20 protein-coding genes and 2 pseudogenes are annotated in these 25,511 nt (G+C 42.3%); 11 read left to right on the top strand and 11 right to left on the bottom strand.

Features of this window, described 5'->3' with window-relative positions:
* Positions 1-123: 123 nt before the first annotated feature.
* Positions 124-2,181, top strand: coding sequence for a TonB-dependent receptor (locus tag MSG93_RS09390; RefSeq protein WP_324621512.1), 2,058 nt, complete (start codon positions 124-126; stop codon positions 2,179-2,181).
* A 19-nt stretch (positions 2,182-2,200) separates the two neighbouring features.
* Positions 2,201-3,427, top strand: a complete 1,227-nt coding sequence (locus tag MSG93_RS09385; protein WP_324621510.1) for an HmuY family protein — start codon at positions 2,201-2,203, stop codon at positions 3,425-3,427.
* Positions 3,428-3,479: 52 nt separating this feature from the next.
* On the opposite strand, the pseudogene MSG93_RS09380 reads toward MSG93_RS09385, so the two are convergent.
* The 4 genes and pseudogenes from MSG93_RS09380 to MSG93_RS09365 all read right to left on the bottom strand — a co-directional run bounded on the left by MSG93_RS09380 (position 3,480) and on the right by MSG93_RS09365 (position 8,373).
* Positions 3,480-4,041, bottom strand: a pseudogene (locus tag MSG93_RS09380) (phosphatase PAP2 family protein).
* Between the two features lie 202 nt (positions 4,042-4,243).
* Entirely contained in the window at positions 4,244-5,353 is a 1,110-nt protein-coding gene (locus MSG93_RS09375) for a porin (protein ID WP_324621508.1), read from the bottom strand.
* A 140-nt stretch (positions 5,354-5,493) separates the two neighbouring features.
* On the bottom strand, positions 5,494-6,831 hold the full coding sequence (locus MSG93_RS09370; protein ID WP_005227013.1) for a CitMHS family transporter: 1,338 nt from the start codon (positions 6,829-6,831) through the stop codon (positions 5,494-5,496).
* A gap of 468 nt (positions 6,832-7,299) precedes the next feature.
* Positions 7,300-8,373 (bottom strand): annotated as a pseudogene (locus MSG93_RS09365) (AraC family transcriptional regulator ligand-binding domain-containing protein).
* Positions 8,374-8,505: 132 nt separating this feature from the next.
* On the opposite strand from MSG93_RS09365, the gene MSG93_RS09360 reads away from it, so the two are divergent.
* The 3 genes from MSG93_RS09360 (at position 8,506) to MSG93_RS09350 (ending at position 13,514) form a co-directional block, all read left to right on the top strand.
* Entirely contained in the window at positions 8,506-9,966 is a 1,461-nt protein-coding gene (locus MSG93_RS09360) for a coniferyl aldehyde dehydrogenase (protein WP_324621506.1), read from the top strand.
* Between the two features lie 535 nt (positions 9,967-10,501).
* Positions 10,502-12,031: a hypothetical protein gene (locus MSG93_RS09355; RefSeq protein ID WP_005288703.1), complete on the top strand. Its 1,530-nt coding sequence runs from the start codon at positions 10,502-10,504 to the stop codon at positions 12,029-12,031.
* Positions 12,032-12,284: 253 nt separating this feature from the next.
* The gene (locus tag MSG93_RS09350; protein WP_324621505.1) at positions 12,285-13,514 is read left to right on the top strand and encodes an OmpP1/FadL family transporter; all 1,230 of its coding nucleotides are present in this window, start codon (positions 12,285-12,287) and stop codon (positions 13,512-13,514) included.
* A gap of 80 nt (positions 13,515-13,594) precedes the next feature.
* Here MSG93_RS09350 and thrH read toward each other — a convergent pair whose 3' ends face one another.
* Complete coding sequence (gene thrH, locus MSG93_RS09345; protein ID WP_005296503.1) at positions 13,595-14,212, bottom strand: bifunctional phosphoserine phosphatase/homoserine phosphotransferase ThrH; 618 nt, start codon at positions 14,210-14,212, stop codon at positions 13,595-13,597.
* 208 nt (positions 14,213-14,420) lie between these two features.
* Between thrH and MSG93_RS09340 the strand changes: the two genes are divergently transcribed.
* Together MSG93_RS09340 and MSG93_RS09335 are read left to right on the top strand one after the other, a co-directional pair.
* Entirely contained in the window at positions 14,421-15,041 is a 621-nt protein-coding gene (locus MSG93_RS09340) for a phosphoadenosine phosphosulfate reductase family protein (protein ID WP_324621503.1), read from the top strand.
* Between the two features lie 181 nt (positions 15,042-15,222).
* On the top strand, positions 15,223-16,611 hold the full coding sequence (locus MSG93_RS09335; protein ID WP_324621502.1) for a wax ester/triacylglycerol synthase family O-acyltransferase: 1,389 nt from the start codon (positions 15,223-15,225) through the stop codon (positions 16,609-16,611).
* 36 nt (positions 16,612-16,647) lie between these two features.
* Here the strand turns inward: MSG93_RS09335 and MSG93_RS09330 are convergent, their stop codons facing one another.
* From MSG93_RS09330 to MSG93_RS09305, 6 genes are all read right to left on the bottom strand, one after another.
* A complete protein-coding gene (locus tag MSG93_RS09330; RefSeq protein WP_104021909.1) occupies positions 16,648-16,821 on the bottom strand; it encodes a PA1571 family protein in 174 nt (57 codons plus the stop codon).
* Positions 16,822-16,956: 135 nt separating this feature from the next.
* Positions 16,957-18,411: a ribonuclease G gene (gene rng / locus MSG93_RS09325; RefSeq protein ID WP_005227003.1), complete on the bottom strand. Its 1,455-nt coding sequence runs from the start codon at positions 18,409-18,411 to the stop codon at positions 16,957-16,959.
* Between the two features lie 63 nt (positions 18,412-18,474).
* Complete coding sequence (locus tag MSG93_RS09320; RefSeq protein WP_032875020.1) at positions 18,475-19,035, bottom strand: Maf-like protein; 561 nt, start codon at positions 19,033-19,035, stop codon at positions 18,475-18,477.
* Positions 19,023-19,514 (bottom strand): rod shape-determining protein MreD, encoded by a 492-nt coding sequence (mreD, locus tag MSG93_RS09315; RefSeq protein ID WP_005227001.1) that lies wholly within the window; start codon positions 19,512-19,514, stop codon positions 19,023-19,025. Before mreD ends, MSG93_RS09320 begins: the two co-directional genes overlap by 13 nt.
* On the bottom strand, positions 19,501-20,358 hold the full coding sequence (gene mreC / locus MSG93_RS09310; RefSeq protein WP_005227000.1) for a rod shape-determining protein MreC: 858 nt from the start codon (positions 20,356-20,358) through the stop codon (positions 19,501-19,503). The genes mreD and mreC overlap by 14 nt, the downstream gene beginning before the upstream one ends.
* A gap of 17 nt (positions 20,359-20,375) precedes the next feature.
* Entirely contained in the window at positions 20,376-21,416 is a 1,041-nt protein-coding gene (locus tag MSG93_RS09305) for a rod shape-determining protein (RefSeq protein WP_005226999.1), read from the bottom strand.
* A 133-nt stretch (positions 21,417-21,549) separates the two neighbouring features.
* Here MSG93_RS09305 and gatC point away from each other — a divergent pair, with 133 nt between their 5' ends.
* From gatC to MSG93_RS09285, 4 genes are all read left to right on the top strand, one after another.
* The gene (gatC, locus tag MSG93_RS09300; RefSeq protein WP_004652310.1) at positions 21,550-21,867 is read left to right on the top strand and encodes an Asp-tRNA(Asn)/Glu-tRNA(Gln) amidotransferase subunit GatC; all 318 of its coding nucleotides are present in this window, start codon (positions 21,550-21,552) and stop codon (positions 21,865-21,867) included.
* Positions 21,868-21,920: 53 nt separating this feature from the next.
* The gene (gatA, locus tag MSG93_RS09295; RefSeq protein ID WP_324621497.1) at positions 21,921-23,399 is read left to right on the top strand and encodes an Asp-tRNA(Asn)/Glu-tRNA(Gln) amidotransferase subunit GatA; all 1,479 of its coding nucleotides are present in this window, start codon (positions 21,921-21,923) and stop codon (positions 23,397-23,399) included.
* Positions 23,399-24,868 carry an Asp-tRNA(Asn)/Glu-tRNA(Gln) amidotransferase subunit GatB gene (gene gatB, locus MSG93_RS09290; protein ID WP_324621495.1) on the top strand — a complete coding sequence of 490 codons (1,470 nt, stop codon included), beginning with the start codon at positions 23,399-23,401 and terminating at the stop codon, positions 24,866-24,868. Before gatA ends, gatB begins: the two co-directional genes overlap by 1 nt.
* Positions 24,869-24,965: 97 nt before the next feature.
* Positions 24,966-25,448, top strand: a complete 483-nt coding sequence (locus MSG93_RS09285; protein ID WP_324621493.1) for a hypothetical protein — start codon at positions 24,966-24,968, stop codon at positions 25,446-25,448.
* The last annotated feature ends 63 nt before the right edge of the window (positions 25,449-25,511 follow it).

Genomic DNA, 25,511 nt, shown 5'->3' with positions numbered 1-25,511 from the left:
CTGAATCAGTTAAATAAAGCAACTTCCCCTAGTTCAGTCGCTTGTATCTTTTTGAAATAAACCTGTAAAGCATTGTAAATTATTGTGATAATGATTACCATTTAATTTATGGAATAATTTTCATTGCGATTAACTATTGTGAATATACTCTCTCCTCAATTTTGTTCTAAACCTAATATTTTATTTGCTTCTCTTTTAGCAGCAGGTTTGATTTCTCCTTCTGTGTATGCAGCCGAGCAATCAACTTATGCAGTTACTAAAACACCTCTGCATGTTCTCGATACCATTGTGGTAACCGGCACACGTTCAGAAAAAAAATTAATTGATAGTCCGATTCGAACTGAAATTATTGATGAAGAAGAATTAAAAAGAACCAATGCCATTACCTTAAAAGATGCTTTGGAAAATATTCCAGGCATCTTGTTAAGAGAAATTCATGGTAAATCAGGTTATGAAATTTCATTGCAAGGTCTGAGTAGCGATCAGGTGCTGATACTGATTGATGGTCTGCCACTTGCTGCCAGTACCAGTTCTACTGTTGATTTAGATCAATATTTAATTGGTGGTATTGAGCATATTGAAGTTATTAAAGGTGCAGCTTCGGCCCAATATGGCTCATCTGCAATGGGTGGTGTGATCAATATCATCACTAAAAAAGTGCAAGACGGTGTTACCATTTCAGGGCAAGTCGATATTGGCTCTTATGGCAAACAAAATGCAGATGGTAAAAGTACATCGATCAATAATCACCATCAGAAAGTCAGTATTGAAGCGGCAAATGCCACTTTAAAAGGTCGCATCATCGCAGACCAGTTTAGTAGCGATGGCTTTGCCGTTCACCCGAACGATTATCCTCAACAAGGTGATGAGCAAAAACGTCAACAATATGCATTTTATGGTGCATGGCAGCCTTCAGACCAATTTATGCTATGGGCAGATTTCAATGAATATAAAGAAAAAGATCATCAGCGAAGTCTAAATTTCGTTCCGCCATTTTATTTAAAACAATACAAACTTGAAGATATTGAACGCCAACGTTTCAGTGCGGGTTCACAATTTAATTTTATTAAAAATAGTAAGATCGATTTAAAAGCTGTCCATGAAACCTATGACTCAACCTCGACCCAAACTTTAGATGGATACCTTTCTGCTTTAAGACACTCGAATCAGGAAAATAATCATTTCAGCTCGCAACTGACGTTACCCAAATGGAATAAGCAAAACTGGCAATTGGGCTATGACTGGCATGAAGAAAAGTTAGAGCAAAGCAATAACGGTAAATTTGAGATGCAAGGCGGTTCGGTAAAGCGGGATCGTCATGAATTTTATATTCAAAACGACTTTAATCTCGTACAAAACCTTGATGCAGTCATCGGCTGGCGTTTCCAGAATGATGATGATTTTGGCGATCACAATGCTTTTAAGCTCAGTAGCAAATATCGTTTTTACGACCAGAATGATGTGCTTGCCGATCTACGCCTGAGTTATGGTCAAGGCTATCGCGTACCTAATTTAAAAGAACGTTTTTATTCTTTTGATCATAGTCACTTAGGTTATATCGTCATTGGCAATCCCAACTTAAAACCAGAGTCATCGGACAGTTATCAACTTGGACTAAGTCTGGTTCAAAATGATCGCTGGAATGCGGATATCAACCTGTTCTGGAATGATATTCAGGATCTGATCCAAACCGATTTTGATCATGCCACGACAGTCAATGGCATCACTCAATACAGCTACAGCAATGTTGCCAAGGCCGAGACCAAAGGGATTGAAACATCTGCCAAATGGAAGCTGACACCTTATTTCTCGGTGAATGGTGCATATACTTATACCGAAGCAAAAGATAAAACCAGCAATACCTTATTAACACGACGCCCCAAACATATTGCACGTTTAGGCGCAGATTATGCCGTAAATGATCAGCTTGATTTGACCCTACGCGGCCGTTACCAAAGCAATGAATACGGCGATAGTGCCAATCAGCAACAGTCGCCAAGCTGGGTGACATTCGACTCGCAAGTGGATTATCGCATCAACCGCTACATCAGTGCTTTTGCCGGTATCGACAATCTTTTCAATGAACAACGTAATTTTTCTAGCGCAGTAGATTATCGCCCGATTGCCGGTCGATATACCTACATGGGGCTTCGCTTTAACTGGAACAGCAATCTGAAATAATCTTTTAGGATCAATACCAATGTCTCATCTTAATTTAGCCAAGTTATTTGCTTTAAGTACCTTAAGTACCCTTCTGATCGCTTGTGGCGGTGGAGGTGGATCATCAGATAACAGTGGAACCAGCAATCCGCCTGTGACCAATACCGATCTATTTACAGTAAAAGGCAAACAATGGAGCATTACACCCACTGCAAATAACGCTTATTGTTATGATATCGACACGCAAGCGGAAATTTCATGTACCACAACCGACTGGGATCTCAAATTTGCAATGGGCTCACGTACCCCACTCGTATTTACCAACAGTGGTGTAAGCGGTTCAGGCAATGGCGGTGCTCTTTATTCACCATTTGATGCAACATGGGCAAACCTATCCAAACAACTGGATGCAACACAAGGCGGCAGTTTACCAGCTCAGGCATGGAGTGTAGATGCGTATAGCAATGCATTCATGGACACCTCATCGGGCAGCAACAGCTTCTTTGAATATGATCTGTTTGGTGATCACCGTATGTCACCAAACTTTAAAACTTTCTTGGTCACGACCGATTCAAGCGCTGCAACAGCAATTGGAAGCTATGAGAAACCTGTGTTTGCAGTGCAAATTTATAATTATTATCAAGGCACCACCTCAGGTTATATTTCAATTCGTTATATCAATACACAACTTCCTCATGACGTAAAAATCCTAACGATTGATGCGACTCAAGGCTGGAACTATGTTGATCTGATTACAGGTACCACCAGTAAAAATACAACAGGACAATGGCAACTCGCATTTAATCGCTACAATGTTCAACTTAATCAAGGTATAGGCAGTATGGTTGCCTCACAACCAGCAGGATTCTATTCTGCCGACGGTAAACCAATCATTGATAAGTTTAAAGATAGTAATGCGTATGTCTCTACAGAAGCTGATTTAAAAGCAGCTGCTTCTACAACCAATATCAAATGGGGTTCTAACAGTATTACCTCCATTTTGAATCCAACCTTTAAGGGAACATACCCTCAAAAACTCACTTATGGCTGGTATAACTATTATCCAACCTTAAGTGCAGCACAGGCAGATGGTCTACAAGCAGCCCATATGCTAAAAGCGAATCCTGAGGGTGCAACAATCATTCGAGGAAATAAAGGCAACAGCTACGCTCGTCTACATCTCACAGATGTCAAATATGCAGACCCTAGCAACGCCTCAAGTGCCACCACATGGACCTTTGAACTGGATATCCAGCCAGCTAAATAAGTCATAAAAAAAACGGAGCCTCTGCTCCGTTTTTTTTAGGTATATCTCAAAACTAATCGATCACACGGATTGGTCGGATTCTTCTTAATCTTAAAGTCATTTCTTTTAAGACATAGTTGGTTGCAACAACCAATATAAATCCAATGATGAATGAGCCAACAATATCGAAAGGAAAATGTACACCCACAAAAACTCTGGATACCCCCACCACTAGACTCAGTACCAAGCCTAATATTCCAATCTTTTTAAATCCAGCCAATAAATAAGAAAAGGCAATAATCACGATGGTTAAGGTATGCTGACTTGGAAAAGAAGATGAGGCACCATGGCCAATCAATTTGTCGCCCAAATGCAACTGGAATGGTCGAGGATGATGATAAAAGAATTCGATGAGGTCACTTATAACCAGTGAAAACAGAACGATAAATAAGGTTTTTGCAAACAGAAGACCGTATGTTTTCCACTGGATCACTACTAATAACACCAGAAAACTGATAAAAACCGTATTCAGATCTTCCGCTAGAAAAATTGCGATCTTATCTAAAACAGCATAATCCTTAGCAAAAAGTATTGATACTGTTAAACAAAGCAATATTTGAATCTTTAAAAATCATTTCCGTTGCTATCCATACTATCCGTGACAGATTTATAGGCCCACCATACAGGACTAAAATGTAAAAATTATGAATTTTTATTTTTTATTCTGCACAAATTTGCAAACATGACTCAACCACGTCTTGATTGGAAATGATCATCCAGTTCACTGAATAAATAGAGTCAATCACCTCTATTTATTCAGATTAATTTTTAATTTTGTTAGAATTTAAATTCTAAACCACTACCGACTACAGGTTGCTTATCTTTAGCATTGGCCTGCTCAAAAGTTGAATATCCACCATAACCATAGACTTTCACTTGTTTATTAAAGGCATAATCCGTACCGACAAGTATTTGCTTGGCCTCGAAGTCAGCGGCACCATTTTTAAAACTGGTTGAGTTCTGGCTATATTGCGCCTTGACTGCCCATTTTGACTGATTAGGCAACTTATATTCAGCACCGATTAACCAGCCTTGTGAATCATCAATATCAACAGCCGCCTCATCATATCCCTTCTTTAAATTCACTTTAGAGGTTTGATATAGGGTTTTTAATGCCAGTCCTTCGATTGGCGTCAAACGTCCAATCACACGTACCGTATCAGCTGCGGCAAATACTTCATCAACTTTAGTTTCGGTGTCTTTGCTATTTAACAGGCCATGTCCCAAGAAATCACTTGGAATTGCCTTGTCATAACCAACACCAACCAAGAACATCGGATGGTTATAGCTCAACGAGGCAGACCAGGCATCGCCCAAACCACGTCCAGCCACATTGACACCACCATGCCCGTCATCCTCAATCCCTTTACTCTCACCTGTTGCCAGCAATACACTCGCTTCCAGATTACCTTCATATAATGCAATCTCAGGAGAGTCATACACCACGACATTATTGACCCGGTTCTCGCCGGTCATAATTCCCGTGATATCGGCTTTATTACTGATATAGTTATTAAAACTATCAACTGGGCTGGATAAATCTTTTAATGGGGTATTATGTTTACCTACTTTAAGTGTACCTAAACGATCATCTTTCAAACCGATAAAACGATTACGTTGCGACCAGTCGGTTTTATCACCATCGGCATAAAACGCCCATTCAGCCAAATAAACAGCACTTAAATGTTCGGTTAATTTTTCTTCACCTTTAATCCCGACAAATGAACTATTACTGTTCACTTTCCATACATCGCGGTTGGATGAATGAGCATTCATTTCGGGTAAATAATCCAGACTGGCATCAATTTCGCCATATAATTTTGGCGCTGCAAATGCAGAACTTGCTGCAATACTCATCATTGTGACGAATAAAATTCTCATCTTCATTGTTATCTTCCTAACCATCTCAAAAAAAAATTAAAACAAATCTGTTTCGCTCTATTCCAAGCAAAAAATAAATAAACAGGGATTCAAATCAAATGATGTGCTTTTATATTTTCGAGATAAAAGCACATGAATAATCAGAATTACAGATTATAAAATGGAAAAACACCAAATATCAAAGCACTACCCATGAGTACGCAACAGGTAATAAATGCCCATTTCAAGGTAAATTTTTGATGATCGGCCAATTCAACAGAGGCTAAACCACATAATAAATAGGTCGAAGGTACCAGTGGAGATAATAAATGAATCGGCTGTCCAATAATCGAGGCACGTGCTACTTCAACCGGGCTAATTCCATAATGTGATGCTGCTTCAGCCAAAATCGGTAACACACCAAAATAGAAAGCATCATTCGACATAAAGAAGGTTAGAGGCATACTCAAAACCCCAGTGATCGGTGCCAGATAAGGTCCTAAGCTTGGCGGAATCACAGCAACGAAGCCTTTCGACATCGCTTCAACCATGCCCGTACCCGATAGAATACCAGTGAATACACCTGCAGCAAAAATCACACCGACCACGGCCAATACGCTATCCGCATGCATCGCAATCCGTTTTTTCTGCATATTGACGCATGGGTAGTTCACCACCAATGCAATACAGAAGCCCAGCATAAACAGGATCGACATCGGTAAAATCCCTTTTACCAAAGACGCCATGAGTACCAAGGTAAGAATACCGTTAAACCAGCGTAAGTGCGGACGTTGTGCTTCCGGATCTTTGGAAATGGAGATGTTGTCCGCATGGCTAATATCCACCAGTTCAATCACGCCCAGACGTTTACGCTCATATTTGCCATAGAGATAGGCCAGGAAGAATAACCAGGCTGCTGCAATCACCATAGATGGAATCATCGGGATAAAAACATCACTGGCATCGACCTGAAGCGCACTGGCTGCACGTGCGGTTGGCCCGCCCCATGGCGTAAGGTTCATCACACCACTACACAACAACATCAAGCAGGTCATGATCAGCGGATTCATCCCCACCCGTTTATATAATGGCATCATGGCTGCCACACAGATCATATAGGTGGTTGAACCGTCACCATCCAAGGATACCAGCAGGGTTAAAAAAACCGTTCCTAAAGTGATTTTTAGTGGATCACCTTTGACTTTCTTCAAAATCCATCTGACCGATGGATCGAATAGGCCCGAGTCGATCATTAAAGCAAAATATAAAATGGCGAAAAGTAGCATTACGCCTGTTGGAGCAAGCTTCTTAATACCATCCAGCATGGTATTTCCAAGCTCAGCCAGCTGAATATGGCTCAGACTTTCAAAATAGAAACCTAAGCCCCAGGCAATAATAGCGAAGATAAAAGGGATTAAGATTAATGCAACCAATGCACTGAGACGTTTTGACATGATCAAATACATGAAACACATGATCATGCTGATACCTAAAAAAGTCAGCATTTAAAGCAATCCTTAGCCTGATAAGTTTTTTTTATGGGTAAACACCTTACCCGAATTAAGGACCGATTCTATGCGATTTAACTTTAAGCAATTCATTTAATTTTATTATATGTACAACCCACCCATTCACATGAAAAATGTTTTAAAAATTAAAGTGGGTTCATTATTATCAAATTTATGATTTTTAAAATATTATTATATATCCCTCAATCAAAATAAGCTTTTTAAATGAGCTATATTGGATAAAATAATGACACATTATGGTGCAATTTTTGATTAAAATTTAACACATTTTATTGAATGATAATTAAAATAAATATCATTTAATTATCCGGCGACACGCTTGGCTAAAATACAAGCGGCTATCTGCTTATTTAAAAGGGCTGGAAAATTATAACAATATACTTTCTAATTTATATCAGAAAATAAAAGCGTAAATTCATATTTTGAGAATAAAACCTATTTTTCTTATTCAATTATCCTGTTTTTATGCGCTCTATATTCATTTGGTGAAATACCCACCCAGTTCCGGTAAGCTTTCCTGAAATTCGAGGTATCTGAAAATCCCAAGCGTTCCGCAATTTCATCCACACTCAAACTGGTGGCCAAATATTCGTCAGCAAGTCGTCTTCTGGTGCTATCTAAAATCTCCTGATAGCTCATTTCGATATCTGCCAGACGACGGTATAAGGTCCTTTTGGATAAATGCAGTTGATCCGCGATTGCTTGCGCGGTCGGAAAGCCCCCGACCGCATCCAATAGTAACAGGCGAATGGTACGTACCAATTCCGGCTCTTGTTACTCATCCGCTGTACCCAGCATTCGCGCACAAAAGGATTGGCACATGTCCGCCGTAATCGGATTGGCATTGGGACAGGGTTGATCTAGCCACTCAAGTGCAAAATGCCACTGCATCACATCAGCATCAAACTCCACCGGACAACGGAAGGCTTTTTGATATTCTTCGGCATAGGCCGGCGCAGGATAAGGCAGCAACAGTTTTTGCGCTTGAAACGGGGCTTCCAATACACATTCAATCAGGGTTTGAATGGAGCTGAACCAGAACTCGCACACCAACGGTAACAGCTTACCCAACGCAATAATTTCATGACCTTCGAAAATGGCCGTGTTATTTTGAATATAAAAGGTTTTTTTGAGTACAGGGCCTGCAAGCTTGATATGGCGCATCCCTAACTCAGCAGCCTGTTGCAGATTGCGCGATGCATATAAGGCATAGCCATATACCCCAAAATCAGATAAGCGTTGCTTTTGTCCGGCACGTATTCCGATCAGAGGGTCTCTAGACAGGCGCTGGATATTCTGAAAAAGTTTTAACTTCTGATATTGAGAGACATTAGAGGTGGCACTGGTCAAGGCTTCAGCGGCAATCCCCGTTCCTTCCAGCACAACGGGTATCGGATATCCCTGCTGCTGCATTTCATTGAGCAAACTGCTTAAGCCAAGTAAGGGAATTCCCGAGTCGGTATCTGGAGCATCATAGCCCTCTTCAATCACATTGTGTCCAGCAGCTGATTTACGCATTTTCTCACCTCTTTCCTTGAGTGATGATGCATAATGGCACGAAATTACTTTTTGTTGTCTCAATTTAACATCGACCAGAAAGCACATCAATCATAAAGTCTATTCTACTAATAAGCATGAAAGGAGCAACAAATGACACTTTCAACTTCCCACGCTTTGACTGATTCGGCAACTGAACATATGTATTCGGTTTTTAAGCAACAACGTCGTGCTTTTGATGCCAAGCCTTATCCGGAGCTGGATGATCGTCGCAGCAAGCTCGTCCAAATAAAAAAACAAATCATCCGTTATCAAGATGTGATTGCAACTGCAATCAATAGTGACTTTAGTTCACGCTCAGTTGATGAGTCAAAATTACTCGACCTGCTCGGTTCAGTACTCGAAGCAGAACATGCGATTCGCCACTTAAAACGCTGGATGCGTCCCAGCAAACGCCATACTGAATTGCTGTTTTTATCCAATCATCTTCGTGTGCAATATCAGCCCAAAGGTGTGGTAGGCGTGATTGTGCCATGGAACTTCCCGGTTTATCTGGCTTTAGGTCCTCTGATTGCGGCAATTGCTGCGGGCAATCGGGTCATGATTAAACTGCCTGAAGTGACACCAGCAACCAATGCCGTGGTTAAACGTATGCTGGCCGAAGTGTTTAGGGAAGATGAAGTGGCGGTGTTTGGTGAAGAAATTTTAGATCCAGCCCAATTTACCTCTTTGCCTTTTAACCATATCGTATTTACAGGTTCACCTGCGATTGGACGTGTGGTAATGCGTGCAGCGGCAGACAACCTGACCCCGGTAACACTGGAACTGGGGGGTAAATCCCCGGCCCTGATTAGCCGTAACTATCCTTTAGCCGATGCAGCAAAGCGGGTATTACATGGTAAAGCGACCAATTGTGGTCAGATCTGTGTTGCCCCTGACTATGCACTAGTGCCAAAAGAAAAGGTGGATGACTTCGTTGCTGAATGCCAATCCAGCTTTACCAGCATGTATGGTGCAAATATCAGCACGAACTCTAATTACACCTCGATTGTAAATGACCGTCATCTCAAACGTTTATTAGAGATACTGGATGATGCACAAGCCAAAGGTGCACAGGTGATTGCCTGCGGTGAATATGATCGTGACAAAGATGCACGCCGTATGCCGGTACATATCGTATTGAATTGCACAGCAGACATGCGGATTTTAAAAGAGGAATTGTTTGGTCCTGTGTTACCTGTTGTCACCTACGATACTTTAGATGAGGCCATTCAATATATTCGTGCAGGCGAAAGACCGCTGGCCTTATATTATTTTAGCCATGATGCCGGTGAACGAGATTATATTCTCAAGCAGACTCACTCAGGTGGGGTCACCATCAATGACTGGGGCTGGCATGTGGTCAATCATGATGCACCTTTTGGTGGTATTGGGAACTCAGGCATGGGGACTTATCACGGCGAAGAAGGCTTCCGAGAACTTTCACATGCCAAAACAGTGTTTGCCCGTCATCGTTTCTTCCCGACCCAACTGTTCTATCCTCCGTATGGTACTTGGGTACAAAAGCTGGCCTTACGTTTCTTCTTGAAACAGGGCGATCCGAATATCAAATAACCTCTGTATCAACAGTAGGTTTAAAAAAGCATCTTGTCATGAGATGCTTTTTTTATTTTAGTCTTATGTGGCCTTGCATCTCTGCTGTTTAGCCCTAGATAAATTGAAATGTGGCAGTCCCCGTACAATACGGCTTTCGCAGCAAAATTATTTGAATTCTGAAAATTGGCTTAAAAAACACCAAAAACTTAAATCATGAAGAAATAAATCTCATTTTTTACAAAAAATCTTTGACCAAATAAAAAACTTTTTTTCAAAACTGCAAAAATAAATGATTATTATTTTAGAATAATATTTTATATTTATCATCACATTACCAATAAAAACACATATGTATATAAATTTTTTAAGATTTATTTTTGTCCACTTTCAGCGATCTGCTCATACTGTCGAGTTCATTTAGAACATTTACTCTTATTTTAATTATGGTATTTTTGTTACATGAAGTTATAGCCAATCACGATAGATAACTTTTTGTTGTCAGATCATAGCTTCTTAACACTTAAGAATCTTGAAGTTCAAGGAAAGATTAAAAATGAAATTAAAACATCTTAGCACTGCCATGATCTTAGCAACGCTACCTGCAACAGGAGTTTTTGCAGCAGCGTTGGACCGTTCAGGTCAATCTATGTCTGCATTTTTACAGCCGGGTAATTATTTTGAAGCGGGGATTTCAGTTTTAGACCCAACAGTGAAAGGTCAAGAAGCTGGTACATCGTCAACTACACGTAAAATTGGCGATATGGGCGACGATTACATGTTCCCTAGCGCAGCTTTAAAACTTCAACTGACTGATAATATTTCTTTCGGTTTATTATATGATCAACCATTTGGCGCCGATGCAAAATATAGTGGCGACAATGTTTTTGTATCAAATCCAAATGACGGTGTTTTGAATCAAAAATCTTTAAATGATTTATCAACTAGATCAATTAACCAATTAATTCAAGCGGCTGGTTCATCATTTGGACCAGCACTACAAGCGGTTACTGGAGCTACTGGTGGAGATCCAGCAAATCCAACCCAACAAGAAGTTTTAGGTGCGCTACAACAAGTTGCTCAAGGCGGTAATGCTACAGTCGCAGGTGGATTACAAAAGTTACAGCAAACTCAAGCCGCATTAAATGCAGCTAAGGGTTATCTTGGCTCAAGTACTGGCTCCAATAATACAGAAGTTCAAGTTGACACCCAAAACCTTTCAATGGTGTTCGGGTTCCAACCAAATAATAACCTTAATTTCTATGCAGGTCCTGTACTTCAAACAGTAAAAGGTAGTGTAAAACTACGTGGTGAAGCATATAGTGTTTATAATGGCTATGATGCTGATATTAAAGAAACAACTGGTGTGGGCTGGTTAGCAGGTGCTGCTTATCAGATTCCAGAAATTGCACTTAAAGCATCTTTAACTTATCGCTCTGAAATTGATCATGATGTAAAAATCAGAGAGGATCTTTCATTATTAGGCTTCCCTGGTTTAACTGATGTACTTGCAGGTCTAGGTGTTGATCCAAGTAAACTTGCAGGTTTAAATGCTGATAAGAAAACGAAAATCACAACTCCTCAATCGGTAAACCTTGATTTCCAAACAGGTATCATGGCCAATACAGTTGCATTTGCAAATATTCGCTGGGTGAACTGGAAAGATTTCTCAATCCAACCTTATAAATTTGGAGAATTATCGAAAGTATTGGGTGGTGCTGGTTTAGTCCCTGGGAAACAAAATGGTTTCAACCTTGTTGAATATTCTGATGACCAATGGTCTGTAAACGCTGGTGTTGGTCGCAAACTGAGCGAGCAATGGGCTGGTAACGTTTCTGTAGGTTGGGACTCTGGTGCAGGTAACCCTGTCACGACACTTGGTCCAACTGAAGGTTACTGGAACGTGGGTGTAGGCTTACAATACAGCCCGACTCCCGCAACCTTTATCGCGGGTGGCGTAAAATATTTCTGGTTAGGCGATGCTAAAGCGCAAACTGGTGCTCAAGCAGGTAGCGATGACTATGTAGCTAAGTTTGAAGACAACAATGCAATCGCATATGGTTTAAAAATTGGTTATAAATTCTAATCAAATGATTTAAATCAAAAGGTCATCTCAGGATGGCCTTTTTTTATACAATTTTAATAAATAAAATCAAAAGAATAGATAAATCCCCCTGCTCATTTCTCACACACAATCCATCTAGATAAAACATGAATGCTCAAGTATTTTTGGTGACCTTGCCAGTTCATTTATTGACATTTGTAAAATATTTAAGCCCATAAAAATTATGATACTTTTCGCGCCATTCTGTTACAAAGTGATTTGAGAGAACATATTAATGAAGCTGAATGCTATTCAAACGGCTCTTCTACTTAGCTTGGTTCCAACAACGACAACATTTGCCGCAGCACTGGATCGCTCGGGCCAATCCATTGCAGCATTCCTGCAACCCAACAATTATTTTGAAGCAGGTATTACCATTCTTGATCCCAATGTATCAGGTAAAGATATCTCGCAAAACCATACAGGTAATATGGCGAACCATTATTACTCGCCTAATGCAGCCTTAAAAATTCAAGCAACTGACAAATTTTCAATTGGTTTGATCTATGATCAACCTTATGGTGCCGATGCAGAATATACAGGTCATAGTAACTTTATCGAAAGCCGCCCTGTCCCGTTTAAAGGTGGCACATCCGTTACCGTGGATACTGAAAACTTAAACCTGTTATTCGGTTACCAGCCGAACCAGAACTGGAACCTGTATGCAGGTGCGGTTTATCAAACCTTAGACAGTACCGTGTTATTACGCGGTCAAAGCTATAGTGCATATAGCGGTTATGATTTTAAAACAGGCCGTGATGAAGCAGTGGGCTGGTTAGCTGGGGTGGCATATCAAATCCCTGAGATTGCGCTTAAAGCCTCTCTAACTTATCGCGCCAAGATCAAGCATGAAATGAATGCTTATGAAACGCATGGTGTAGCGGGTATGACTGGTAATGCTGGTTTTGATGCTGTTTTAAATAAAATTAATAACTCAGAAGGTGTGACAGAAATTACTACACCTCAATCGGTTAACCTCGATTTCCAAACTGGAATCATGGAAAACACAGTTGCATTCGCGAATTTACGTTGGGTGAACTGGAAAGACTTTGCGATTCGTCCGTATAAATTTGGTGCTGCTTCGACTTTACCACCAATCATTGCTTCAACAGGCAAAAAAGACGGTTTCGATCTGGTGGCCTATACCGAAGATCAATACTCGATTACTGCAGGCGTTGGTCGCAAAATTAACGATCAATGGGCTGGCAACCTCTCTGTAGGTTGGGACTCTGGTGCAGGTAACCCTGTGACCACATTAGGCCCAACAGAAGGCTACTGGAATGTCGGTGTAGGTGTGCAATATAGCCCTACCCCTGCAACCTTTATTGCGGGTGGCGTAAAATACTTCTGGCTCGGTGATGCCAAAGCGCAATCAGGTTCTCAATTTAATACACCGGGGTATGTAGCTGAATTTGAAAATAATGATGCGATCGCCTACGGCTTAAAAATTGGCTATAAGTTCTAATGATTAACCCATAATAAAAGGCGCTTTAAGCGCCTTTTATTATTTTGGAGTTTTAAAAAATCAGCAATCAAATGGATTCATTATTCTGGAATATCACGTTGTGATACAGAACGAATCGCCTGCTTTAATGCCTCATAACCATGCAATGGTGGGAACTGTGGAAACTCGGCAATCACATTGTCTGGCGCATCAAACAGGAAACCATGATCCGCTTCACCCAGCATGGTGGTATCGTTATAAGAATCACCTGCCGCAATAACACGGAAGTTTAAGCCATGTAATGCTTTGACTGCTTGGCGCTTTTGATCAGGTTGACGTAATTTATACGCGGTAATCATGCCATTTTCATCTGTCTCAAGCTTATGACAGAAAATCGTTGGCCATCCCAACTGTTTCATGAGTGGATGAGCAAATTCATAGAAAGTATCAGATAAAATGATCAGTTGAAAATGTGTACGTACCCATTCAACAAACTCTTTCGCACCCTCAAAAGGCCCCATATCTGCAATCACGGCCTGAATATCATTTAAGCCCAAACCATGCTGTTTTAAGATATTCAAACGCTGAGTCATCAACACATCGTAATCAGGAATATCACGTGTCGTTGCCTCAAGTTCTTTAATCCCTGTTTTTTTTGCAAAGTTAATCCAGATTTCTGGAACTAAAACCCCTTCAAGATCTAGGCATACGATTTCCATGCTTATTCAACTATCCTATGTGTTAAAAATTGCGCTAGTTTAGCATGGAGATGTGCTCAACAATTGCCCTTTTTTCATGGTCTAACCATAGATTTTTTGAATAAGAATTTCCTTCACGGACATATCCGGCCCGACATATTTACATTACTATAGAAGGCAGTATGTCGTGTAAACGACGAAGACCGATGAGCATAAAAGGCAACGTGTTATGACTTTAAATTTGGATCAAATCAATACAGAATTTGGCAATGATGCTGAAAAACTAATTGAATGGGCATTAAGCTTAAATGAAAAGGCCATTGTGACAACGAATTTCCGTCCATTTGAAGCTGTCATTTTGCATATGTTGACCCGCGTCAAACCTGATATTCAGGTGGTTTGGATGGATAATGGTTACAATACCGAAACCACCTATAAATATGTGGATGAAATTACCAAGTTACTGAACTTGAACCTTCTTACCTACTTACCAAAGCGTTCACGCGCACATCGTGAAGCACTGGAAGGTCCTGTTCCTGCACTCGATGATCCAAAACATGAAGCCTTTACTGCTGAAGTAAAATTAGAGCCGTTTGAACGTGCAATCCGTGAAACTGCGCCTAAAGTCTGGTTTACCGCTTTACGTGCAACCGATACCGCTGTACGTGCAGAAATGAATCCTGTCAGCATTAATCCAGATGGCCTGATCAAGGTTGCTCCATTATTAAAATGGACCTCAAAAGACCTATGGGAATATATGCAAAAACATAATTTACCGGACAATGAAGATTACTTTGATCCGACCAAAGGTGAAGAACATCGTGAATGCGGTTTGCACCTAAATCACTGATTTTCGCTCCGTATTAAAATAAAACCACTGATTCGTCAGTGGTTTTATTTTTCCTGACTCGTCTGTACAAAGTCATATTTTAACCAGAACAAACAGTATATACTGCGCAGAACGGTTCAATAAGACGAATAAGAACTCATAGAGTATCTTATAAAAAATGCGATGAGAGGCTAGATCTGCTATGCGCCCACTACACCCCATTGATTTTATTTTTCTCTCATTAGAGAAACGGCAACAGCCTATGCATGTAGGGGGATTGTTTCTATTTGAGCTTCCTGAAAATGCATCATCGACCTTTGTACATGATTTAGTTGAGGAAATTCGTCAGTCCAAGAGTATTCCTGTGCCGCCATTCAACAATCAGCTGAATGGTTTATTCTGGGGTGAGGATAGCGAGTTCGATCTGGATCATCATTTCCGTCACATTGCCCTGCCAAATCCAGGACGTATCCGTGAACTGCTGGTATATATCTCTCAGCAGCATAGTTCCTTGATTGATCGGGCCAAACCACTCTGGACCTGCGACATTATCGAGGGTATTGAAGGCAACCGTTTTGCCATGTATTTCAAGATTCACCATGCCATGGTCGACGGCGTGGCAGGCATGCGTCTGATTGAAAAATCGCTTTCTCATGATCCAAATGAAAAGCATGTTGTACCGTTATGGTGTGTAGAAGGCAAAAGAACTAAACGTTTAAAAGCGCCTAAGCCACCGACGGTGAGCAAAATTAAAGGCGTGATGGAAGGCATTAAATCCCAGCTTGAAGTGGCTCCAAAGGTCATGCAGGAGCTGTCACAAACTATCTTTAAAGAGATGGGCAAAAATCCGGACTATGTCTCGACCTTTCAGGCACCGCCCTCTATCCTGAATCAACGCGTGAGTTCTTCACGTCGCTTTGCAGCACAATCATTTGAACTGGAACGTTTCCGCCGTATTGCCAAGTCGTTGGGCGTAACCCTGAATGATGTAATTTTGGCCGTCTGCTCGGGCGCATTACGTGAATATCTGCTCAGTCACAATAGCTTGCCTAAAAAGCCACTGATTGCGATGGTGCCTGCGTCTTTACGTACCGATGATTCTGATGTCAGCAACCGTATTACCATGATTCTGGCCAATCTTGCGACTCATATCGAAGACCCGATTGAACGTCTCGACATCATTCGCCGTAGCGTACAGAACTCAAAGCAGCGCTTTAGTCGTATGACCGCCAATGAAATTTTAAACTATAGCGCAGTCGTCTATGGACCTGCAGGTTTAAACATTGCCTCAGGTATGTTGCCGAAGCGTCAGGCCTTTAACCTTGTGATTTCAAATGTACCCGGCCCGCGTGAGCCATTGTACTGGAATGGTGCCAAACTGGATGCACTCTATCCTGCATCGATTGTGATGGATGGTCAGGCACTGAATATCACCATGACCAGTTATCTGGATAAACTGGAAGTCGGTTTGATTGCATGTCGTAATGCTTTGCCGAAAATGCAGAATTTACTGACACATTTAGAAGAAGAGATTCAACGTTTTGAACAGGCGATTCAAGATTTGCCACAAGTGCAAAAAGTTAAAAATTAGAATAACAGAATAAATTAAGGGGCTTTCGTTAGCCCCTTACTTTTTAATTGTACGGCAACGCTGTAAGAGCTGATGGCAGGCTGAGCGAATCATCGCTGTGGTAATCTGAACTTCTTTACCTTGACTGTCGACCATGTAGCAAGTGTTTACAGGGGTGCTATCTAAAACGTGTTTAAAACCGTGACTCACTAATCTTTCAGTTACATTCATCATTATATACCTCATATTATTTGCTAAGGGACCCAAAAGTACCTATGGCTCATTCTATGGTTCTAGTATTTAAAATTCATGATAGAAAGTAAAATTTCAGTTGTAACAAGGCTTAAGCGAAATCTTGTTACAACTTTAGGTTAAAATGATATCGTATTGCTCTTGCGTATACAGATTTTCCACCTGGAATTTAATCACACGATTAATAAAATGTTCTAAATCCGCGACAGCTGGGGCTTCTGCTGTTAATAGCCGATCAATGACCGCGGGGTGGGCAACGACAGTAAAGCCACCCTTGGAATCAAATGCACGAGCATAACGTAAGATTTCTCGAAATATCTCGTAACATACTGTCTCTGCTGTCTTCACATAACCCCGTCCTTGACAGGTTGGGCATGATTCACAAAGTAAATGTTCCAAAGATTCACGGGTCCGTTTACGCGTCATTTCCACTAAACCGAGCTCGGAAACCTGGGTAATTTTAGTCTTGGCATGATCGCGCTCAAGCATGCGTTCAAACTGACGCATCACTTCCTCTCGATGCTCAGCTTCTTGCATGTCGATAAAATCAATGATGATAATGCCACCCAGATTGCGCAGCCGTAGCTGTCTTGCAATCACCTGCGTGGCTTCCATATTGGTTTTAAATACCGTGTCTTCCAAGCTACGCCCACCGACATAAGAACCGGTATTGACATCTATGGTGGTCATGGCCTCGGTCTGGTCAATCATCAGATAACCGCCCGACTTGAGTGCGACACGGGTTTGCAAGGCTTTTTGAATATCTTCTTCGACGTTATATAAATCGAATAACGGTTTCTCGCCCGGATAGTGAATCAAACGGTTTTGAATGGTCGGCACAAACTCATCCACAAACTCACTGAGTTTGCCGTGAATCTCGCGTGAATCGACATAAATTTTCGCCGTTTCATCACTGGCCAGATCACGCACAATGCGTTGCGGTAAAGGTAACTCTTCAAAAATCAGTTCAGCCGTCGCCGCTTCTTTTTGTTTACGCTGGATAAATTCCCATAACTTGCTGAGATAGCACATGTCTTGCGCAATCGCAGCTTCATCCACCCCTTCTGCGGCAGTACGCACAATTACACTACCCGGCAAATGATGCTCGGCCTGAATGCCTTCAATAATGCCACGTAGCCGATCCCTTTCATCTTCAGATTCGATTCGCTGAGATACACCAATGTGATTGCCATACGGCATCAACACCAGATAACGCGAAGGAATGGAAAGATCAGTGCTCAGGCGCGCACCTTTGGTTCCCAGCATGTCCTTCATGACCTGAACCGTCAGCATTTGCCCGGGATGTAATAGCTCGAAGACATTGGGGGTGGGTTGCGAACGCGACCACACCATATCATTAATATGCAAAAAAGCGGTTCGAGACAAACCAATATCGACAAAGGCCGCTTGCATCCCTGGCAGGACACGCACCACCTTACCTTTGTAGATATTACCCACTAACCCACGTTTAACCGTACGCTCAACAAATAGTTCATTGACCGTACCATTTTCAATCAATGCCACACGACATTCCATCGGGGTGACGTTAATCAGCAACTCTTCTGCCATAACAAACTCAAAACTTTATAAAAATTCTTATATCCGAAAGTGTTATCCCCAGTATTCCAATACTTAGGCTTTAACCCTTTCTAATAACTGTGCTGTCTCATAAAGAGGCAAACCCACTACATTACTGTAGCTGCCCCGAATCTGAGGAATATATTGTGCAGCAATTCCCTGTATCGCATAGGCGCCCGCTTTTCCTACAGGCTCGCCAGTCGCCCAGTATTTTTCCATCTCTGCCGGACTCAGTGGCTGTAACTCGACCTGAGTGCATACCGCGGTACTCAGCACCTGTGCAGACGTTGCCACACAGAGGCCGGAGTAAACCTCATGCCATTGTCCAGACAGTATGGACCAGATTTCAAAGGCATGCTGTTTTGATTCCGGTTTTCCAATAATTTTACCCGCAAAACTTACACTGGTATCCGCCGCAATCACAATGGCGTCAGGAAACTGCTCTAATACCACTTGCGCCTTGGCTCGGGCCAAACGTTCAACATAGTGTTCAACCGCTTCCCCATCCTGCACAGCCTCGTCGATATCCGGACTGTAAATTTCAAAGTCCAGACCTAGTTGTGTCAACAGCTCCTGCCGACGCGGCGAGCTGGATGCGAGAATTATATGCGCCATTTATGCAAACAATAATAAACCAGTGGCCATGCTAACACACCTGTCACCACAGGTTGCCAGTGACGTGCAATCGAGAAATGTGTTCCGGCAATGGTCTGGCTAATCCACAGAAAGGTAATATGCGCAACAATCGCCAGTACCGCAATCACCCAGGAGTTTCCAAAGGTCAGAATGCGGCGTTCACGAATCAAATAGCGTGTCGTAAAGGCAATCAGTACAAAACTCAGGGCATTTAAGCCAAACGGTGCATCGAGCAACAGGTCAACAAAAAGCCCCATCCCGAAGGCAAACCAGACCCCGCACCAGACCGGCTGGTAAAGAATCCAGAACAGCATGATCATCAACATCATCGATGGACGCCATCCAGATGCCTCATAAGGGATCGGATAGATCATCAACACGGAACCTATCACAATCGACAGGATAATCATCAACAGTGGATCTTTACGTTTCTCATAGTTCAGTTTAGCGATCGGCATACGGTTGCTCCTGCGCTAAAGATTCCGAGAATAAGACAACCACATGATGACCACTAGCCAGCTGGGCAGCAGGTGCCACGTCGATTTCAGCAAATTCACCCGAGGTATGTCGACTGACTTTGGATACCGTCCCCACTAAGTAACCTGCCGGAAAATGTTCACCGAGTCCAGAGCTATAGACCTTGTCCCCAACCTGAATATTGGCACTGGTCGGCACATATTCCATTTTAAGTTGTCCCAGATCACCCGTACCCGTGACAATGGCACGCATTCCTGTACGTTCTAGACGTACCGATAATGAATGTTCTTTATCAGATAGCAGCATAATCCGTGAACTATGTGGATAGACATTAATAATCTGTCCCATAATCCCCTTATCATCCAGCACAGTTTGTCCTGTTCTTAAATGATCCATGGAACCACGGTTAATGATAATAATATGCCGCAATGGGTCTGCATCGGTCCCAATCACTTCGGCAATCTGCATACGACCATCGATAATCAATGGCGTATCCAACAGCCCTCTTAAACGGTTATTTTCCGCAGAGAGTTCTGAAAGCTTTTGTAGACGGACTTGTGCTTGAAGGAGTTCAGCCTGCATGGCCGTATTTTCACGGCGCAATTGGGCTTCGGATTTGGTTTGTTGGTTAAGCCATTCTCGCGACAGTACAGGATAGCTTGCCAGCGCATAAATCGGATTATACGCGGCATACAAGACATCCCTTGCGGGTTGGATGACATAGGGCATGCGCCAATCAAAGAAAAGCACCACCAGACATGTAATGACCGCAATGACAAATGAGCGAAAAGATGGCGGTTGTCTTGAAAAAAGATTCGGTTGCACCGCCTCGTCCTTATGATTTAACCAACGAAAAGCATGTCATGGTTTGGATTGTCAAAGAACTCTAAAACTTTACCGCCACCACGAGTAACGCAAGTTAAAGGATCATCTGCAACAATCACAGGCAGACCTGTTTCTTGCGCAAGTAATTTATCCAGGTTACGTAGCAATGCACCACCACCGGTCAACACGATACCGCGTTCTGCAATATCCGAAGACAATTCAGGAGGCGTTTGCTCAAGGGCAGATTTCACCGCACTGACAATGCTTTGCAATGGATCAGCAATGGCTTGGGTGATTTCATCAGAAGTCACGGTAATTGCGCGAGGAACACCCTCTGCCAGATTACGGCCGCGAACTTCGATTTCAAGGGTTTTGCCGTCTGTAACAGCCATACCCACTTCTTTCTTGATCACTTCAGCTGTGGTTTCCCCGATCACACAACCGTGCGCTTTACGAACGTAGTTGATGATCTGTTCATCAAATACATCACCACCGATACGTAATGAATCTGCGTATACACAACCTTGCAATGAAATGATGGCGATTTCAGTGGTACCACCACCGACATCAACGACCATCGAGCCACAGGCTTGCTCAACCGGCATACCTGCGCCAATTGCAGCCGCCATTGGCTCTTCAATCAAGCGGACATCACGTGCGCCTGCATTGAATACAGCCTCACGAATGGCACGACGCTCAACCAGAGTCGATTTACATGGCACACACACCACCACACGGGGTGCTGGTGGGAATAAACGCTTTTCATGCACTTTGCCAATAAACTGATTCAACATAGTCTCAGTTACTTCAAAGTCAGCAATGACACCGTCTTTCATCGGACGAATCGCTGAAATATTCGCTGGTGTACGGCCTAACATTTGTTTAGCATCGAGACCTACAGCGGCAACAATTTTTTGTGAACCACTGTGACGAATTGCCACAACAGTTGGTTCATTTAATATAATGCCACGGCCTGGTGCATAAATAAGTGTATTTGCAGTACCTAAATCAATGGCTAAATCCGGCGAAAACAAGCCAATTAGTCGTTTTAGAATCACGGGGGCGTTCTCAATTAAACTTTGTGTGAATACAAGGTGGCAACTTTAACTAAATGTGATGATTTGAACAAGTCAATCGCTTATTATAACGCACGATATTTTGAAATTTTTTAATACTGAATTAGGTAAAGTTATGTCTACATCATCAGATGCTCAGCAGACAACAGACTTAAACGCGCAAACGGTCTCACAAATCGCACACCTTGCACGTTTATCTCTCAATGACACGCAATCTGCTGAATATGCTCAAAGTTTAAATAAAATCCTTGGCATGATGGAAAGCTTGAAAGGCATTAATACCGATGATGTTGAGCCTTTAAAGAGCCCATTTGATAACCCGCAACCTTTACGCGCTGACGTTGTGACTGAAAGCAACCATCGTGATGAATATCAAGCGGTCGCCCCTGCTACTGAAGCAGGTTTGTACCTCGTACCTCGCGTAATTGAATAAGTTTTATTCGATTAGTCAATATTTTATATTTAGAATGTAAAGAAATTTTTCATATGACAGATTTACATCGCTTATCAATCCGTGAACTCTCTGAAGGCCTGAAACAAGCCCAATTTTCATCACGTGAATTGACTGAACACTATTTAAAACGTATTGCTAAAATTGACCCACTGGTAAAAAGCTACGTGACGGTTACGCCTGAGCAAGCGCTTGCTGAAGCCGATGCAGCGGATGCAGCTTTAAAAGCGGGTAATGCAACCGCTTTAACGGGTATTCCACTTGCCCATAAAGATATCTTTTGTACCAAAGGCATTAAAACTACTGCGGGTTCAAAAATATTAGACAACTTCATCTCTCCATACGATGCAACTGTTGTTGAAAAAACTAAAGCAGCTGGTCTTGTCACTTTAGGTAAAGTGAACATGGACGAGTTTGCGATGGGTTCAACCTCTGAAAGCTCATATGTTGGCGCAACAAGTAACCCATGGGCCCTTGACCACGTTCCTGGTGGTTCATCAGGTGGTTCTGCTGCGGCTGTAGCAGCTGATTTAGCACCATTCGCTACAGGTACTGACACAGGTGGGTCAATTCGCCAACCTGCTTCTTTCTGTGGTTTAACAGGCTTAAAACCAACCTATGGTCGTGTATCGCGCTTCGGGATCATTGCTTATGCATCATCTTTAGATCAAGCAGGTCCAATGGCACGCTCTGCTGAAGACTGTGCTTACCTCATGAATGTAATGGCAGGTCACGATGCAAAAGACTCAACTTCGGTTAAAAAAGAAGTTGATGATTACGTTGCAAACTTGAATAACACATCTGTAAAAGGTTTGCGTATTGGTATTCCTAAACAGTACTTTAACGTTGCAGGCTTAGATGCAGACGTAAAAGCACGTGTTGAAGAGTCTTTGAAAAAGCTTGAAGAAATGGGTGCTACGCTTGTTGAGATCGATCTCAACATGACTGAAGCCTATGTGCCGACGTACTACCTGATCGCGCCTGCGGAAGCCTCTTCGAATCTGTCACGTTTTGACGGTGTCCGTTATGGCTACCGTTGTGAAAATCCTGTGGATTTGATGGACTTGTACAAACGTTCACGTTCAGAAGGTTTTGGTGCAGAAGTACAACGTCGTATCCTGATCGGGACTTATGCCCTTTCTGCAGGTTACTACGATGCCTACTATGTCAAAGCACAAAAAGTACGTCGTTTGATTCAGCAAGATTTCCTCAAGGCATTTGAAAATGTCGATGTGATTGCTGCGCCATCTGCACCAACCACAGCTTACAAAATCGGTGCAAACCTCAGCCCGACTGAAATGTATTTAGGCGATATCTATACGCTTGCAGTGAACCTGGCGGGTCTACCAGCCATCAACGCACCGGTTGGTTTTGATAAAGACAGCTTGCCTGTCGGTTTACAGTTGATTGGTAACTACTGGTCAGAATCACAATTGCTGTCGATTGTGCATCAATATCAACAAAACACAGACTGGCATAGCAAACGTGCGGCAATTGCTGAGGAGAATGCATAATGACTGAAGCTCAAAAGTTAAAGCTAATTGACGGTTGGGAAGTCGTTATCGGGATCGAGATCCATACTCAGCTTGCAACCAAGTCTAAAATCTTCTCGGGTTCATCGACTGAATTTGGTCAAGACCCAAATACACAAGCCAGCCTTGTTGATTTGGCCATGCCTGGCGTATTGCCAGTATTAAACGCAGAAGTAGTTGATCTTGCGATTCGCTTTGGTTTAGGGATTGATGCCTATATCGATCAGGCCTCTGTGTTTGCACGTAAGAACTATTTTTATCCAGATTCGCCAAAAGGCTACCAGATCAGCCAGATGGATAATCCGATTGTGGGCTTGGGTCATATCGACATCCAGCTTGAAGATGGCACGGTGAAGCGTATTGGCGTGACTCGTGCCCATCTTGAAGAAGATGCAGGTAAATCGATTCATGACCAGTTCGAAGGTATGTCGGGTATCGACTTAAACCGTGCGGGCACACCATTGCTTGAAATCGTATCTGAGCCTGATATGCGTTCGGTTGAAGAAGCGGTTGCCTATATCAAATCAATTCACACGCTCGTGCGTTGGTTAGGTATTTCTGACGGTAACATGGCAGAAGGTTCTTTCCGTGCCGACTGTAACGTGTCATTGCGTCGTCCGGGTCAACCATTCGGTACGCGTTGCGAGTTGAAAAACCTCAACTCATTCCGTTTCATTGAGCAAGCGATCAATGTTGAAATTGAACGCCAAATGGAAATTCTGGAATACGGCGGCGAGATTGATCAGGAAACCCGTTTGTTCGATCCGAACAAAATGGAAACCCGTTCAATGCGTTCGAAAGAAGAAGCGAACGACTATCGCTACTTCCCTGATCCAGACTTGTTGCCAGTGATCATTGCCGATGAGCAGATCGAAGCGGCACGTGCTGCCCTTCCAGAACTGCCTAAAGCGCGCCGTGCACGCTTTATTGCTGATTTCGGTGTGACTGAGTACGATGCGCATGTATTGACGCTGTCACGCGAAATGGCGGACTTCTACGAAGCGGTTGTGGCTGCTGCGGGCGGTGCGAAGCAAGGTAAAGTATCAGCAAACTGGGTAATGGGTGAATTCTCAGGTGCTTTAAACAAAGCGGGCCTGGAATTGGCGGACTCTCCTGTTTCTGCTGAGCAATTGGGTGGCATGATTGCACGTATCGTGGATAACACTATTAACGGCAAAATCGCGAAGCAAGTGTTTGGCTTTATGTGGGAAGCAGAAGGAAAATCTGCAGATGACATTATTGCTGAAAAAGGCTTAAAGCAAGAAACCGATACCGGTGCGATTGAAGCGATTATCAAAGAAGTGCTTGCAGCCAATGAAAAAATGGTTGAAGAGTACAAGTCTGGTAAGGAAAAAGCCTTTAACGGTCTGGTTGGTCAAGTCATGAAAGCTGCAAAAGGTAAAGCAAACCCAGCTCAAGTGAATGAACTCATGAAAAAATTGATTGGTTAAGCTGATCTAACTGCAAAAGAAAACCCGCTTTAGAGCGGGTTTTTTGGTTTTTATAGGATAAAATACCTGCACAATAAATTTTTAAACTAAAACAGACATGATCCTTCAACTTATGAGAAATAGATTACTGTTGAGTACCTGTTTACTTTTAATCAGCAATTCTAATTTTGCACAAACACCTCAAGTTTCTAAAGCCGATGCTGAGGCCATTTTTAAAGCGGCAGGTTTTAAAAAAACTAAATATGGTTGGGAAGGTAACTGCGATATCGGTGAAATCACCACATATCAAGACTTAAATGGTGATGGACTAAAAGATGCCATCATTTCAGATGCTGATTCAACATGCTATGGCCGAGAAATGGTGGGTTACCACCTCATCTCCCAACAGAAAAAAGGGAGATGGAAAATGATTGTCGAAAATCGAGGCACTCCAACTTTCCTAAAAACTACAGGTAAAAATGGTTGGCCAGATCTTATTAATGCAGGTTCTGGTTTTTGCTTTGCCGTATTCCGCTGGGATGGTCAAGAATATAAGGTTCATCGTTATCAATATGAAGGTAAGGCTTGTGAACCTAACTAACAGAGTTTTTAATTAGGCAGATTAACAAATAAAAATAACCTTCAAAAGCTGTTACATAAAAAT

This window comes from Acinetobacter sp. IK40, assembly GCF_035615075.1.
Lineage (GTDB): Bacteria > Pseudomonadota > Gammaproteobacteria > Pseudomonadales > Moraxellaceae > Acinetobacter > Acinetobacter courvalinii.
This window is presented reverse-complemented; position numbering and strand designations above follow the sequence as displayed.